Origin of the sequence: Lederbergia wuyishanensis (assembly GCF_022900255.1) — a bacterium.
Taxonomy (GTDB): domain Bacteria; phylum Bacillota; class Bacilli; order Bacillales; family Bacillaceae_C; genus Lederbergia; species Lederbergia wuyishanensis.
The window spans coordinates 25,229-39,596 of the sequence record NZ_JALIRM010000012.1; the positions used below are offsets into that span (position 1 = coordinate 25,229).

Consider the following 14,368-nt stretch of genomic DNA (forward strand, 5'->3'; position numbering starts at 1 on the left):
ATATGTGCAGAATGCTGCTCATTTATTTGCCATTGGTGGTAATAAATAGATTGATAAGGGATTGGTATTTTTATAAAACAAACCCTTCTTTTAAACGATCCATATTCTACTAATCGTAGTTTTTTGTTCAAATCAAAAAAATTAAGGCATAAGTCTTATATACCTTACATGTATACGGACTTCGAGGAAAGAGGTGTTACTATGCTGAAATACACGTTGAAGCGCTTAATATGGGCGATGATAACATTATGGGTCATTATTACGATTACTTTTATCATTATGAAAATTATTCCTGGAAACCCTTTTGCTAAAGAGGGTCCGATGCCTCCTGCTATTTTTAATAATTTGCAGAAGCATTATAATTTGGACAAACCTGAAATTGTCCAATATGGATTATATTTAAAGTCATTGCTTCAATTAGACTTCGGTCCTTCCATGAAATCCAAGACTCTAACAGTCAATGATTATATTAAGAAAGGTTTTCCGGTATCTCTTCATCTTGGGCTACAGGCACTTATAATTGCTATTACATTGGGTCTAATACTAGGTGTAATTGCCGCTTTACATCACAATCGATGGCCAGATTATCTTTCAATGATCATTGCAATTCTCGGAATATCTGTCCCTAGTTTTATTCTTGCCACTTTCCTTATTCAATATTTTGCTGTTTATTTAAAGGTACTGCCAGTAGCAACATGGAAATCATGGGCACATACCGTATTACCGTCCATTTCTTTGGCGATGATGCCTACTGCTTTTCTTGCAAGACTTATGAGGTCGAGTATGCTTGAGGTCATGAATCAAGATTATATGTTGACAGCTAAGGCGAAAGGTCTTGGAAGAAGCATGATTATTATTAAACATGCAATTAGGAATGCTATTCTTCCAGTTGTAACAGTACTAGGGATTACGACTGCGAATCTCGTTACAGGAAGCTTCATTATTGAGCATATTTTTGGAATTCCCGGAATGGGAGAAATGTTTGTAAAAAGTATCTTCAACCGTGACTATTCTGTCATTTTAGGGTCAACCGTTTTCTATAGTGCTATTTTAATATTTTTAATCTTTGTTGTTGATGTAGCTTATACGTGGATTGATCCTAGAATTAAGGTCGCAAAGGAGAACATCTGATGGAAAAACAAATGAAGTTAACAGAAGATATGTTTCAACCTGTCACTGATAATTTTAAAGAAGCCGAAAAAATATCCCGTCCATCTATATCATATTGGGCAGATGTTTGGCGCAGGTTAAAAACAAATAAACTTGCTATGTTTGGCCTTGTAATTATTATTTTATTACTTATTATGGCAATAATTGGTCCCCATTTAAATGGATATTCCTATTATGAACAAGATTTTACGAAAAAAAATCTCAAACCGAATGCTGAGCATTGGTTTGGTACTGATACATCTGGACGAGATTTATTTACTCGTGCATGGTATGGAGCACGAATTTCATTATTTATAGGATTTATGGCTGCATTAATCGATTTTGTCGTCGGAGTTGTGTATGGAGGAATTTCTGCTGTAAGAGGTGGGCGCACAGATAACATCATGATGAGGATTGCTGAAGTATTATATGCGATTCCATATTTATTAATGGTTATTCTAGTCATGATTGCAATGAAAAGAGGGATTTGGCCAATCATCATTGCGATGACGATTACAGGATGGATCCCAATGGCTCGGCTCGTTCGTGGACAAGTATTACAACTAAAAGAATTGGAGTTTGTCCATGCAGCTAATGCAATGGGGGCGAATATGGGCTGGATTTTACGTAAACATATGATTCCAAACACACTTGGTCCAATTCTTGTAAACCTTACTCTTACTGTCCCGACAGCTATTTTTGCCGAAGCTACGTTGAGCTATCTTGGGTTAGGTGTACAGCCTCCTCAAGCAAGCTGGGGAACCCTTGTTAATGATGCTCTCGGAAGCATTCATATCGGAAATTTGTATCAACTTTATATTCCGGCAATTTTAATCTCACTCACGATGTTGGCATTTAATGTGTTCGGCGACGGATTACGTGATGCCCTCGATCCGAGATTACGGAATTAGAGAGGGGTTAAGTGGATATGGAAAAAATACTAGAAGTAAAAGATCTTCATGTATCATTTCAAACATATGCAGGTGAAGTAAAGGCAGTCCGTGGAGTGAACTTCGACATAAAAGAAGGAGAAACCATTGGGATCGTAGGCGAATCTGGCTGCGGAAAAAGTGTGACTGCTAAATCAATTATGAAGCTTTTACCTAATAATTCTGTTAAATATAAACAAGGGTCAATTGAATTTAATGGTAAAAATTTGTTGGCTAACTCGGAAAAAGATATGCAAAGAATCCGTGGAAAGCAAATTAGTATGATATTTCAGGATCCGATGACTTCTCTCAATCCAACGAGTAAGGTCGGAAACCAAATTATTGAAGCTATTTTAAAACATAATAAGATTAATAGAAAAGAAGCTTTTGATAAAGCTCTAAATATGTTAGAACTTGTTGGAATCCCTCAACCATCAAAAAGGATTCATCAATATCCACATGAATATTCAGGAGGGATGAGACAGAGAGCGATGATAGCGATGGCTTTGGCATGTAATCCGCGATTATTAATTGCAGATGAACCTACAACAGCTCTCGACGTTACGATTCAGGCACAAATCTTGGAACTCATGAAAGATATACAGGGAAAAACCGGAACATCAATTATATTGATTACACATGACCTCGGGGTAGTAGCTGAAATTTGTGAAAGGGTAGTCGTTATGTATGCGGGACAAGTGGTGGAAACGGCAATGGTACGGGATCTTTATAAAAAGCCGCAGCATCCGTATACAGAGGGATTGCTAAAGTCTGTTCCTAAGCTCAATATGGATAGGAAACAACCGTTAGCCCCGATCATTGGAACTCCTCCCGATTTAATAGACCCTCCTAAAGGATGCCCATTTTTTGCAAGGTGTGAATATGCGATGGGCATTTGTAAAAATAATAACCCGGGGCTTGAAGAGGTAAATCCTGGCCATTTTGCAGCATGCTGGCTCCATCATCCAATGGCTAAGAAAGTGGCTGGAAAGGGGGAGGCAAATGTCAACACAATTAACTGAGAATCATCATACTAAGGGTAATGAGTCAAAGACTCCTCTAGTACAAGTAAAAGATTTAAAGAAATACTTTTCAATCGATCGTCATTATTTAAAGGCGGTTGACGGATTAACATTAGATATATTTCCTGGGGAAACTGTAGGACTTGTTGGTGAAAGCGGTTGTGGAAAGTCAACAGCAGGTAGAACAATCATTCGTCTGTACGAACCTACTGAAGGTGAAGTTTTGTATAATGGGAAAAATATTTACACCTACAAACATAGGGAAATGGTCAAAATTCGCCGTGAAATTCAAATGATTTTCCAAGATCCATATGCCTCATTAAACCCAAGAATGACGGTTGAAGAAATCATTGGGGAACCTTTTGCCATCCATCGGACTTTAAGTGGGAAAAAGAGAAAAGAACGCATCAAAGAGTTATTGAAGTTAGTGGGATTAAATCCAGACCACATGAGCCGATTCCCTCACGAATTTAGTGGTGGTCAACGCCAAAGGATAGGAATTGCCCGTGCTCTTGCGTTAGAGCCAAAATTCATTGTTTGCGATGAGCCGATTTCTGCTCTTGATGTTTCTATTCAGGCGCAAGTCGTCAATTTATTAAAAGAACTGCAAAAGAAGATGGGGCTGACCTATCTATTTATTGCCCATGATTTATCGATGGTAAAATATATATCAGATCGAATTCTTGTCATGTATCTTGGAAAAATGGTCGAGCTGACAGATAGTGAGAGCTTATATAATGTACCTTTACATCCATACACACAAGCATTACTATCAGCAGTTCCAATTCCTGATCCCGATGTGAAACGAGAGCGCATCGTCTTAAAGGGGGATGTTCCGAGTCCCATTTCACCTCCAAGTGGATGTGTATTCCGCACCCGCTGCCCTGCTGCGATGGAAATTTGTTCAAAAGTAGAACCTAAGTGGCAAGAAGTAAAACCGGGTCATTTTACTGCGTGTCATTTGTATGAAGTATGATATTAAAAGGAGCTAATCAGGCTCCTTTTTTTCATCGATAAAATTATGCTTGTGCTTATTTTTGATTTATGATATAGTTGTAGAAAATTAAAAATCCTTTAGTTTGGTAGAGTGATAACGAACTAAAGAATCGGGAAGTGATCGAGATTGTTTTTACCGGCCGGAAGTAAGGATGAAATGGGAAGTTCTCTTAATAATCGCTTTTCTGTAATGGAGAAGTTTAGAAATGTGACGACACTTAGAGGATATAAGCCAATTTCAACGCCTGTCATTGAATATGCATCGACTTTTACAAATGAATTTATTGATATGAAATTGCAAGATATGATGAAGTGGTTTAATGGTGAGGGGGAAATTGAAGTACTACGCCCTGATTGGACGACAGCCATTGCCCGTGCATTATCTTCTCAAGAAAAAAAGCCTCAAAAGTGGACGTATCAAGGTTCAGTTTTTAAGCGGAATATGCCGGGAGTTGAGTACCATCAAATTGGTGTAGAAATTATCCATTACCCAGAGTTGATGGGTGAAAGTGAATGTTTACTGATGGCTCAGGCTTTCTTAAAGGAAATAGGAGTTGGCGCTTGCGTAATAGAGCTGGGCCATACTGAAATTTATGAAAGTCTCGTTGAAGAGCTGCAATTGTCTAAATTTGAAGCTGAGCGATTAAGACAAGCAATGCATGATAAGAAAAAAGACGAAGTGTATCAAATTGCACTTTCTCATAGCAATAAAGAAAAAGCATACGAACTTGCATCACTTGTTGATGCATTTGGTCCAATTGAAATCATAGACGAATATGAAGAAAAATGGAAAGGCCGAGAGAATGTACTTGGTACTTTACAACACATAAAGAAGCTAGCCAAAATCTTAATGGAATCAGGTAGCGGAGAAATTCTTGTCGACCTAGGTAGAGTAAAAAACCTTCCTTATTATTCAGGTCTCATGTTCCGAGGATTTTTACAAAGTTCTGGAGCTGTATGTTTTTCAGGGGGCCGTTACGATCGTTTGTACGAACAATTCGGTGAAAGTATTTCAGCGGTAGGTGTTGCCCTAGACGTAGAAGTGTTGGCAGCACAAGTAATAGAAACAGATTTATTTGAAAGAATCTGTATCATTGCAAATGAAGAATCACTCGCATATGCCGAAAATGTGAGACACTCCTTTCAGAATTGTATAGTAGATGTACAATCAGAATCAGTAAATGTTAAGGGTTATAATCGAGTGTACGAAATAAAGAAATTGAATGGAAAGTTTGAGGTGATTGAACGATGAAACCCGTTATCGCGCTAACAAAGGGAAGATTGGAAAAACAATTTATCCAATTTCTAGAAGAGCGTAATTATGATGTGAATCCTTTACTGGATAAAGGGAGAAAGCTGCAGGTTGAAACAGAAGACTTTTTTGCTATCTTTGCAAAAGGAAATGATGTAGCGACTTATGTTGAGTACGGGATAGCCGATCTCGGGGTTGTAGGTGAAGATATTTTATTAGAAATCCAACCAGATGTTTTCGATTTATTGCCGTTTCCATTTGGTAAATGTAGATTTGCGATTGCTGGTGTTCCATCGAATTTAACGCCTCTTAGAAAGCAGCGGATCGCAACGAAATATCCCAATATCACAACGAAGTATTTCCGTGATCAAGGTAAATCAATTGATATCGTAAAACTTGAAGGTTCTGTTGAATTGGCGCCTCTTTTAGGACTTGCAGATGATATTGTCGATATCGTAGAGACAGGTAACACGTTGAAAGAAAATGGGCTTGTAGTAAAGGAAGAAATGTTGACTATTTCAGCTCGATTAATCGCTAATCGAAACTCATTGAAACTAAAAAGAGACATTTTAACACCATTAATCGATTCGTTCCGAGCAGGGGAGGCCATTATATGATTCCTGTTTATACACCTGAACAATTTGTTGAAGCTTTTATTTCAAGGAAAACAAAAAAGCAAGCTTTTGAAGATGGAGTTATGTCGACTGTCAAAGAAGTGCTTGAGAATATCAGGAATAATGGTGAGAAAGCTTTAAAGGAATACACTTTAAAATTTGATGGTGGTATTCCTGAAAACTGGGAAGTTTCGGAAGAGGAAAGAAAGAAAGCATGGGAACAAGTTCCAGATGAATTGATCGAAGCTCTGAAAAAAGCAGCAGATAATATTCGAAAGTTTCATTCGAAACAATTGCAGCAATCTCGAATGATGGAGATGACTGATGATATTATTTCTGGACAGCTTTTTCGTCCAATTGACCGTGTTGGTGTGTATGTCCCAGGTGGAACAGCGGTCTATCCTTCGTCAGTTTTGATGAATGCAATTCCGGCCGTATTAGCTGGAGTTCGTGAAATTGTGATGGCAACTCCCGCACGTGGAGGAGAATCAATCACACCGATATTATCGGTTGCTGCTGATATAGCTGGAGTCCATAAGATTTATAAAATAGGCGGTAGTCAGGCCATTGCAGCGTTAGCTTATGGAACGGAAGAAATTGAGCCCGTGGATAAAATTGTCGGTCCAGGAAATGCTTATGTGGCAGCTGCTAAGTCGCTTGTTTTTGGTGATGTTGGTATTGAAATGATTGCTGGACCATCGGAAGTTGCCATCATTGCGGATGAAACAGCGAATCCAAAATTTGTTGCAGCAGATCTTATCGCACAAGCTGAACATGATGAAAAAGCACGTGCCTTTATTTTTTCAACATCAGAGCGATTAGTGGAAGAAACATTGGTTGAAGTAAAAAGGCAATGTGCTGAGTTGCCAAGAAGAGAAATCGCTGAAGTTTCTCTTATGAACGAGGGAGCAGCAGTTGTTGTTAACTCTATTGATGAAGCATTTCGATTGGTTAATGAACTTGCACCAGAGCATTTGGAAATTCAAGTTGAAAATGCACTTCAATATTTAAGTAAGGTGAAAAATGCCGGTTCTGTATTTATCGGAAGCTTTACACCAGAGCCAGTTGGCGATTATTTTGCTGGCCCAAATCATATTTTACCAACCTCAGGAACTGCGAGATTCTCCTCAGGTCTTTCGGTAGATGATTTCGTGAAAAAAACGACATTTGTTTATTATTCAGAAGAGGCTCTTCGCAATGCAGCACCTTATATTGAAAAAATAGCCACAGAAGAACAATTGGATGGGCATGCTCGTGCGGTGAAAGTGAGGCTAGAACAATGAGAAAAGCACTTCAAGGCTTAGTGCCTTATAAAGTAAAACCAGAGTCTGATATGATCAGACTAGATAATAATGAAGCATTTATGAGTTTGTTATCATCTGTAGATCTTGGAAATTTACAGGAAACACTTATTCATCGTTATCCTGCTGAAAGTTCTGAGGCTCTTGTCAATGCTTATGGGAGATTCAGCGGTTTTCCCGTTGACAATATTATCGCTGGGAATGGATCTGACGAATTAATTACGATTATTGCCCAATATTTTCTTGACCCAGGAGATGTAGTATTCGTTTTGGAACCGGATTTTTCAATGTATGAGAAAAACGCCGTTGTCATGGGAGCAGAAGTAAACCGAATTTCTTTAAATGATGATTTTTCATTGCCACTTGAGAAGTTATTGGCGGAAATTGAAACGAAAAAACCGAAGCTTCTGTTCCTGTCGAATCCAAATAATCCTACTGGTCAATTTTATCCAGAAGCTGAAATTGAAGAGTTGATATCAGCTCTTCGTCAAGTAGATGGCGTCCTTATACTTGATGAAGCGTACATCGATTTTGCAGGAGAGTCTCCTTTTGCTAAAAAAGTATTTCAGCATGAAAATCTGATTTTATTAAGGACTGCTTCAAAAGCAATGGGGATGGCTGCATTAAGGCTAGGATTTTTGATTGCCAATGACCAAATTATTGAAGGAATTAGTTGCATTAAGCCTCCATACAACGTTAATACAGTGTCAGCACAAATTGGTACGCAATTACTAGAAAATCCGAATGTATTGGATCAATTTTTATTAGTGCAACTTAAGCAAGTTGCTGAGCTTGAAGAAATATTAAATGAATTTGTTCGTAAAATTGTAGGTGCTAAATTATTTCCAAGTCATACTAATTTCTTTCTAATAAAAATGAATGATGCTAAGGCATTAGCTGATTTTCTTTATGAAAGAAAAATTAAGATCCGCTTTTTTAATGATGATGTATTGAAAGCAGTTAGGATTTCAGCTGGAACGGAAGAAGAACATGCGAAGCTCCGTACTGCGTTAAACGAATGGAGTGAGATGTATGCGAAGCGCATCTAATAAAAGAGAAACATTTGAAACAAAAATAGACCTTGAATGTCGATTGGATGACCCATCAGTTGTTGAAATTCAAACAGGTGTAGGATTTTTTGACCATATGATGGAGGCATTTGCAAGGCACGGTCGAATTGGTTTGACATTAAAAGTTGATGGCGATTTACATATTGACAGCCACCATACAGTAGAGGATGCAGGAATTGTACTAGGAAAAGCACTTCGCGAGGCTCTAGGTGATAAAAAAGGAATAGTCCGTTATGGTTCTTCTTATGTTCCAATGGACGAAACTCTTGGATTTGCTGCTATTGACATTAGCGGCCGGCCGTTTCTCCATTTTGAAGGCGAATTCCAAACACAATCGCTCGGAAATTTTGACACGGAATTAGTGAAAGAATTCTTCAGAGCATTTGCATTCAATGCCGGTATCACACTACATGTTCGTGTGTTATACGGGGAAAATACTCACCATAAAATTGAAGCAATTTTTAAAGCAGTTGGCCGTGCATTGGCAGAAGCAATTCGAATCGATCCTAATATCAAAGGGGTTAATTCAACAAAAGGTTTAATTGAGTAGTGCAGTCTGTATTAATACTTTATGGATTGCTAGGAAAGAGCTACATCTATTAAAGAAAATCAATGATGCTGTAAATTGTGAAATTATTGCCTCGGGTGGAATTAGAAATCAGGAAGATTAAAATGCTATAGCAGCAATTGGTATCAATGAATCAATTGTGGGAAAAGCGATGTATAAAGGTACAATTAAATTAAGGGGTGGCGCTTTATGACAACGAAGAAAATTATTCCATGTTTAGATGTAAAAGACGGAAAAGTGGTAAAAGGAATCAACTTTGAAGGTATGCGCGAAATGGGAGACCCTGTTGAGATGGCCCAATCCTATTGCGAAAACGGTGCAGATGAATTGGTATTTTTAGATATATCCGCTACAACAGAAGACCGCGATACAATGGTAGATGTTGTGCAACGTGTTGCTGAGAAAGTGACAGTTCCATTTACTGTCGGAGGCGGAATTCGTACATTGGATGATATCGAAAGAATTTTAAATGCTGGTGCTGACAAAGTAGGAATTAATACTGCAGCAGTTACGAGACCTGAACTTATTTCTGAAGCATCTGAGAAATTTGGTGCTGAGCGCATAGTAGCAGCAGTGGATGCAAAGCTTTTCCCTGATGGAACATGGCATGTTATGACTCACGGGGGATTAAAGGACACAGGGATTGACGCTATTGAATGGAGCAAAAAGCTTGAGGAATTAGGAGCAGGCTCCATTTTACCAACAAGTGTTGACCGTGATGGTGTAAAGGATGGCTATGATTTAGAACTTACAAAAGCAATCGTTGATGCGGTTGGAGTTCCAGTTATTGCGTCTGGTGGTTGTGGAAATGCTGAGCATATTGTGGAAGTATTTGAAAAAACAAACGTAGATGCTGCTTTAGCCGCTTCCATTTTTCACGAAGGAACTGTAACTGTGGGTGAGGTAAAAGCACTTTGTAAGGAGCGGGGAGTTGACGTTAGTGAAGCTTGATTTTTCGAAAGGATTGCTTCCTGCGATTATTGTAGATAATCAGTCTCAAGAGGTCCTTATGCTTGCTTATATGGACGAGACTGCTTTTAATAAAACTGTAGAAACAAAAGAAACATGGTTTTATTCACGTTCCAGAAACGAATACTGGAACAAGGGAGCTACATCAGGAAACAAGCAAATCGTAAAATCCATCAAGTATGATTGTGACGGTGATACACTTCTTATAAAAGTGGCTCCGTTAGGACCAGCGTGTCATACTGGAGAGAGAACATGCTTTTTCCAATCCGTTGAGCTTGAAGGTGGAGAAGAAAGCGAAGCACCTGGTGAAAATCAAACAATTTATTCTGATTTAATGGAAGAAATCCAAGATAGGAAATCCACACCTATTGAAGGATCATATACAAATTATTTGTTTACAAAAGGAATAGATAAAATCGCCAAAAAGCTTATTGAAGAGGCGGGAGAAGTTATTATAGCTGCAAAAAATAATGATAAAGAAGAGCTAGTAAACGAAACTAGTGACTTACTATATCATTGCCTCGTTCTACTAGCTGAACAAGGTGTAGCTTTAGAGGATGTGGAAGCCGAGCTTCGCAAGAGATCATCCAAAAAAGGAAATGCCAAAAAAGAACGACCAGATATTCAGAAATGGTAAAACATAGGGCGTTTTGACCTTAGGGTCAATTCGCCCCTTTTTCATGTTCAGTAGCTTCCAAAAGAGGTTAATCCATCATAATGGCGAGGTATTCAATGATGTACTCGTTGCAATTAGCTTCAATTAAGGTTTTAAAACGACCTTTATACAATCATCTTCATGATCGTTGAAGATTTGATATGCATGAGCAGCTTGATCCAATGGTATTTTATGAGTAATAATTTCTGTTGGATTGAATTCTTTATTAACGATTTTTTTAAAGAGCTCCGGCATATAGTGAACAACGGGAGCTTGTCCCATTTTGAGAGTAATGTTTCGTGAAAAGAATTCACCTAAAGGGAATAAATTATAATTGGATCCATACACACCAGTCAATTGGATTGTTCCATATTTTCTAACTGCTTTCATGGCTATTTCAATCGCACTAAGTGTTCCACCCTGTAGTTTTAATTTCTGCCCAACTGTTTCGAAAGGTGTTTTTTTGCCATCCATTCCAACACAATCTATTACTATATCTGCGCCACCATTCGTAATTTCCCTCAAATATAACCCCGCGTCATCATGTTTTGTAAAATCATAAATCTCTACATTATTGATTTTTTTCGCGTGCCCCAAACGATATTCGACATGGTCAACTGCAATGACTCGCTTTGCTCCTTTCATCCATGCGAATTTTTGTGTCATCAGTCCCACCGGACCAGATCCAAGGACTATGACAGTATCTCCTTCTTTGACTCCTGCATTTTCTACACTCCAATAAGCGGTAGGAAGAACATCTGAAAGAAATAGAAGTGATTCGTCCTCAAGTTCAGTAGATTCTGGAATGACGAACGGAAGAAAATTTCCGAAGGGAACCTTTAAAAATTCAGCTTGTCCGCCAGGATGGTCCCCAAACATTTCCGTATACCCAAAATATCCTCCTGTATCTAGATGTGGATTAGCATTATCACATTGGCTTTCCATATGATTTTCACAATAAAAGCATTTTCCGCAAGCAACTGTAAACGGAATAACAACACGATCTCCTTTTTTTACCTTCGTAACGTCTGGACCGACTTCTTCTACGATTCCCATTGGTTCGTGTCCAATAATGTAATCATCACGCATTTTCATATTTCCAAGATATAGATGAAGATCAGACCCACATATAGCAGTGGATGTAATACGGACGATAATATCATCCTTCTTTTCAAGCTTCGGTTCTGGGACATTCTTTACTTCAATTTTCTTTGCTCCTTGATAAGTTACTGCCTTCATTAACATCACCTTCCCATGTAAAACGGTTATCTTTTATAATGCCCATATGTTGATTTTTCACCCTTTGACACTGTAAAGAATTAAACGTATAATCTCAATTATTAATCAACTTAGGAGTGAATCACATATGAGGGACGTTTCTTTTGATACTTTGGCTGTTCACCAATCAATAAAAAATAAGAACCATTTTACGAGTAAAGCTACTCCGATTTACCAAACGTCCTCATTTTCTTTTAAAAATTTGTATGAGTTAGAAAGTTATTTTGAAGGCGAAACGCCATATTTGTATACACGTTATGGCAACCCGAATACAGATGAGCTAGGAGCGGCTGTGGCAGCTTTGGAAGGTGCAGATGCAGGAGCTGCCGCTTCATCTGGGATGTCTGCTATTTTGGCAGGAATCCTTGCTGTTGCTAAAAACGGGGATCATATTGTTGCATGCGATGATTTATATGGCGGTACATATCATCTCTTAGATGCTGAATTAAAAAACTTTGGAATTAATGTCACATTCGTTTCTTTTGCTAATGAACAAGAGATTAGAGATGCGATTTGCGATCATACAAAACTACTATATACAGAATCTATTACAAATCCGTTTTTACGAGCGGAAAATATACAGATGCTTGTTAATTTGGCTAAAGAATTTAATATCGCTACGATGGTCGATAATACTTTTGCGACTCCATATGTTTTGCAGCCATATAAGGATGGAGTGGACCTTGTCGTTCACAGCGCAACAAAATATCTAGGTGGTCATAGTGATGTTTCTGCAGGCGTCATTGTTGGCAGTGAAGATTTGATGCAATCGGTCTGTCAAAAAATTATTAGCCTCGGAGCCAATTTAAGTCCTTTTGAAGCGTGGCTTACATGTAGGGGAATAAAAACACTTGCTTTACGAATGGAAAAACAAAACAAGAATGCGCAGTTTATTGCAGATGAGCTTAAGCAAAACGCCTATGTTCAAAAAGTGTACTTTCCTGAAAAAGTTTCTAAAGAAGGTAATGGGGCAATCGTAACAATCGAACTTTCTTCACAATGTGATGTTCATACTTTTTTTGCATCGCTTGGCTGGATAAAAATTGTCCCGTCTTTAGGTGGAGTTGAGACATCGGTTTCTTATCCTTTGGGAACTTCACATCGCACTTTACCTCCAGAAGCACAGGAAAAACTAGGAATAAATGCTCGAGTCATTCGTATTTCCATTGGAATAGAAAACCCGAAAGAAATTTTAAATCAGCTTATAACAGCAATTGAAACATCTTTAAACTAGGTAAATTTTTCAAAAAATAGTTTGACACACTATATAAAGTGTTTTATACTCACTTTACAACTTAAATGTATTAATGCTTTAAACAATTAAATAACGATCTCTTATCGAGAGTGGCGGAGGGAATAGGCCCGATGAAGCCCGGCAACCTGCAAACTTTACGTTTGGCAAAGGTGCTAAATCCTACAGATCATGGATCTGAAAGATAAGAGGAGGACTAGGATTTTTCGCCCTCTTCTTAGGAAGGGGGCTTTTTGATGTCAAAAATATATAAAAAAATTGAGTAACTTATTTTTATTAAACCAAGTAAATCTATCAAATTAATTATCACTGGAGGAAGAAGTATGAAATCATCTATTACAAAATTTTTATTATTACTTTTGGCATTATTTACGATAACAGGATGCTCAAGTCATGCGAGTGGAGCAAATGGAAAACCGAAAAAAATCATTTTGGATTACGCATATTATTCGCCAACGAGTCTTGTATTAAAAGAAAAAGGATTTGCCGAGGAATTATTTAAAAAAGAAGGAATAGAAGTAGAGTTTGTTCTTAGCCAAGGTAGCAACAAGGCGTTGGAGTTTTTAAATTCAAAAAGCGTTGACTTCGGTTCATCTGCTGGGGCAGCAGCGCTTCTTGCTAAGGCCAAAGGTTCGCCAATACAAACAGTTTATATTTTTTCAAAGCCGGAATGGACGGCACTTGTTTCGAAAGATTCATCAATTAATAGTGTTGAAGATTTGAAAGGGAAAAAGGTAGCGGCGACTCTTGGTACAGATCCTTACATTTTTCTGCTGCGTGCGTTAGAGGATAAGGGATTATCTGCAAAAGATGTTGAAATAATCAACCTCCAGCATGCGGATGGTGCAGCAGCACTTCTTTCAGGAGAAGTAGATGCATGGGCAGGACTTGATCCACATATGGCTAGAGTGGAAAAGGAAGTGGGAGCAAATTTATTTTTCCGCAATCCAGATTTTAATACGTATGGAACACTAAATGTTCGTACCGAATTTGCTGAAAAATACCCAGAATACGTGACAAAGGTCATTGAAGCATATGAAAAAGCACGTCAGTGGGCCAATGATCATCCAGATGAAACAGCTAACATCTTAGCAAAAGAGGCACAAATTGATCTAGAAGTTGCCAAAATTCAAATTGGACGCAATGATTTTTCAGTATCTAAACCTGGAGATGAGCAAATTTCGGCTATTACGGCTGCAGGGGATGTATTAAAAAATGAAGGATTAGTCGAAGGAGATGCAGATATCGAAAAAATTGTTAAAGAGTTGATTAATCCGGGATATTTTAAATAAGAAATAAAGGCGGTGCTTTTT

Annotated in this window: 14 protein-coding genes and 1 riboswitch; of the genes, 13 read left to right on the forward strand and 1 reads right to left on the reverse strand. The window is 38.1% G+C overall.

The window, feature by feature from the left end; genetic code table 11:
• The first annotated feature begins 201 nt into the window (after positions 1 to 201).
• The 11 genes from MT489_RS16080 (at position 202) to hisIE (ending at position 10,507) form a co-directional block, all read left to right on the forward strand.
• Positions 202 to 1,131, forward strand: a complete 930-nt coding sequence (locus tag MT489_RS16080) for an ABC transporter permease (RefSeq protein ID WP_244682584.1) — start codon at positions 202 to 204, stop codon at positions 1,129 to 1,131.
• Positions 1,131 to 2,060, forward strand: coding sequence for an ABC transporter permease (locus MT489_RS16085; protein WP_244682585.1), 930 nt, complete (start codon positions 1,131 to 1,133; stop codon positions 2,058 to 2,060). Before MT489_RS16080 ends, MT489_RS16085 begins: the two co-directional genes overlap by 1 nt.
• Before the next feature lie 17 nt (positions 2,061 to 2,077).
• Entirely contained in the window at positions 2,078 to 3,100 is a 1,023-nt protein-coding gene (locus MT489_RS16090) for an ABC transporter ATP-binding protein (protein WP_244682586.1), read from the forward strand.
• Positions 3,081 to 4,076, forward strand: a complete 996-nt coding sequence (locus MT489_RS16095) for an ABC transporter ATP-binding protein (protein ID WP_244682587.1) — start codon at positions 3,081 to 3,083, stop codon at positions 4,074 to 4,076. Before MT489_RS16090 ends, MT489_RS16095 begins: the two co-directional genes overlap by 20 nt.
• A 147-nt stretch (positions 4,077 to 4,223) precedes the next feature.
• On the forward strand, positions 4,224 to 5,348 hold the full coding sequence (locus MT489_RS16100) for an ATP phosphoribosyltransferase regulatory subunit (protein ID WP_244682588.1): 1,125 nt from the start codon (positions 4,224 to 4,226) through the stop codon (positions 5,346 to 5,348).
• Entirely contained in the window at positions 5,345 to 5,965 is a 621-nt protein-coding gene (gene hisG, locus MT489_RS16105; protein ID WP_244682589.1) for an ATP phosphoribosyltransferase, read from the forward strand. The genes MT489_RS16100 and hisG overlap by 4 nt, the downstream gene beginning before the upstream one ends.
• Positions 5,962 to 7,245, forward strand: coding sequence for a histidinol dehydrogenase (gene hisD / locus MT489_RS16110; RefSeq protein ID WP_244682590.1), 1,284 nt, complete (start codon positions 5,962 to 5,964; stop codon positions 7,243 to 7,245). Before hisG ends, hisD begins: the two co-directional genes overlap by 4 nt.
• A complete protein-coding gene (locus tag MT489_RS16115; protein ID WP_244682591.1) occupies positions 7,242 to 8,312 on the forward strand; it encodes a pyridoxal phosphate-dependent aminotransferase in 1,071 nt (356 codons plus the stop codon). Before hisD ends, MT489_RS16115 begins: the two co-directional genes overlap by 4 nt.
• Positions 8,296 to 8,883 carry an imidazoleglycerol-phosphate dehydratase HisB gene (gene hisB / locus MT489_RS16120; RefSeq protein ID WP_244682592.1) on the forward strand — a complete coding sequence of 196 codons (588 nt, stop codon included), beginning with the start codon at positions 8,296 to 8,298 and terminating at the stop codon, positions 8,881 to 8,883. The genes MT489_RS16115 and hisB overlap by 17 nt, the downstream gene beginning before the upstream one ends.
• A gap of 207 nt (positions 8,884 to 9,090) precedes the next feature.
• Positions 9,091 to 9,852 carry an imidazole glycerol phosphate synthase subunit HisF gene (gene hisF, locus MT489_RS16125; protein ID WP_244682593.1) on the forward strand — a complete coding sequence of 254 codons (762 nt, stop codon included), beginning with the start codon at positions 9,091 to 9,093 and terminating at the stop codon, positions 9,850 to 9,852.
• Entirely contained in the window at positions 9,842 to 10,507 is a 666-nt protein-coding gene (gene hisIE / locus MT489_RS16130; protein ID WP_244682762.1) for a bifunctional phosphoribosyl-AMP cyclohydrolase/phosphoribosyl-ATP diphosphatase HisIE, read from the forward strand. Before hisF ends, hisIE begins: the two co-directional genes overlap by 11 nt.
• A gap of 123 nt (positions 10,508 to 10,630) precedes the next feature.
• Here hisIE and MT489_RS16135 read toward each other — a convergent pair whose 3' ends face one another.
• The gene (locus tag MT489_RS16135) at positions 10,631 to 11,764 is read right to left on the reverse strand and encodes a zinc-dependent alcohol dehydrogenase (protein WP_244682594.1); all 1,134 of its coding nucleotides are present in this window, start codon (positions 11,762 to 11,764) and stop codon (positions 10,631 to 10,633) included.
• Positions 11,765 to 11,891: 127 nt separating this feature from the next.
• On the opposite strand from MT489_RS16135, the gene MT489_RS16140 reads away from it, so the two are divergent.
• Both MT489_RS16140 and MT489_RS16145 read left to right on the forward strand, forming a co-directional pair.
• Positions 11,892 to 13,037, forward strand: a complete 1,146-nt coding sequence (locus tag MT489_RS16140; RefSeq protein WP_244682595.1) for a trans-sulfuration enzyme family protein — start codon at positions 11,892 to 11,894, stop codon at positions 13,035 to 13,037.
• Positions 13,038 to 13,135: 98 nt separating this feature from the next.
• A riboswitch (SAM riboswitch) is annotated at positions 13,136 to 13,246 on the forward strand.
• A 132-nt stretch (positions 13,247 to 13,378) separates the two neighbouring features.
• Entirely contained in the window at positions 13,379 to 14,347 is a 969-nt protein-coding gene (locus MT489_RS16145; RefSeq protein ID WP_244682596.1) for an aliphatic sulfonate ABC transporter substrate-binding protein, read from the forward strand.
• The last annotated feature ends 21 nt before the right edge of the window (positions 14,348 to 14,368 follow it).

Coding starts and splice junctions, on each gene's coding strand:
- MT489_RS16085 (WP_244682585.1), top strand. CDS start 1,131: ATGGAAAAACAAATGAAGTTAACAGAAGATATGTTTCAACCTGTCACT.
- MT489_RS16095 (WP_244682587.1), top strand. CDS start 3,081: ATGTCAACACAATTAACTGAGAATCATCATACTAAGGGTAATGAGTCA.
- MT489_RS16135 (WP_244682594.1), bottom strand. CDS start 11,764: ATGAAGGCAGTAACTTATCAAGGAGCAAAGAAAATTGAAGTAAAGAAT.
- MT489_RS16145 (WP_244682596.1), top strand. CDS start 13,379: ATGAAATCATCTATTACAAAATTTTTATTATTACTTTTGGCATTATTT.
- hisD (WP_244682590.1), top strand. CDS start 5,962: ATGATTCCTGTTTATACACCTGAACAATTTGTTGAAGCTTTTATTTCA.
- hisF (WP_244682593.1), top strand. CDS start 9,091: ATGACAACGAAGAAAATTATTCCATGTTTAGATGTAAAAGACGGAAAA.
- MT489_RS16090 (WP_244682586.1), top strand. CDS start 2,078: ATGGAAAAAATACTAGAAGTAAAAGATCTTCATGTATCATTTCAAACA.
- hisB (WP_244682592.1), top strand. CDS start 8,296: ATGCGAAGCGCATCTAATAAAAGAGAAACATTTGAAACAAAAATAGAC.
- MT489_RS16140 (WP_244682595.1), top strand. CDS start 11,892: ATGAGGGACGTTTCTTTTGATACTTTGGCTGTTCACCAATCAATAAAA.
- MT489_RS16080 (WP_244682584.1), top strand. CDS start 202: ATGCTGAAATACACGTTGAAGCGCTTAATATGGGCGATGATAACATTA.
- MT489_RS16115 (WP_244682591.1), top strand. CDS start 7,242: ATGAGAAAAGCACTTCAAGGCTTAGTGCCTTATAAAGTAAAACCAGAG.
- hisG (WP_244682589.1), top strand. CDS start 5,345: ATGAAACCCGTTATCGCGCTAACAAAGGGAAGATTGGAAAAACAATTT.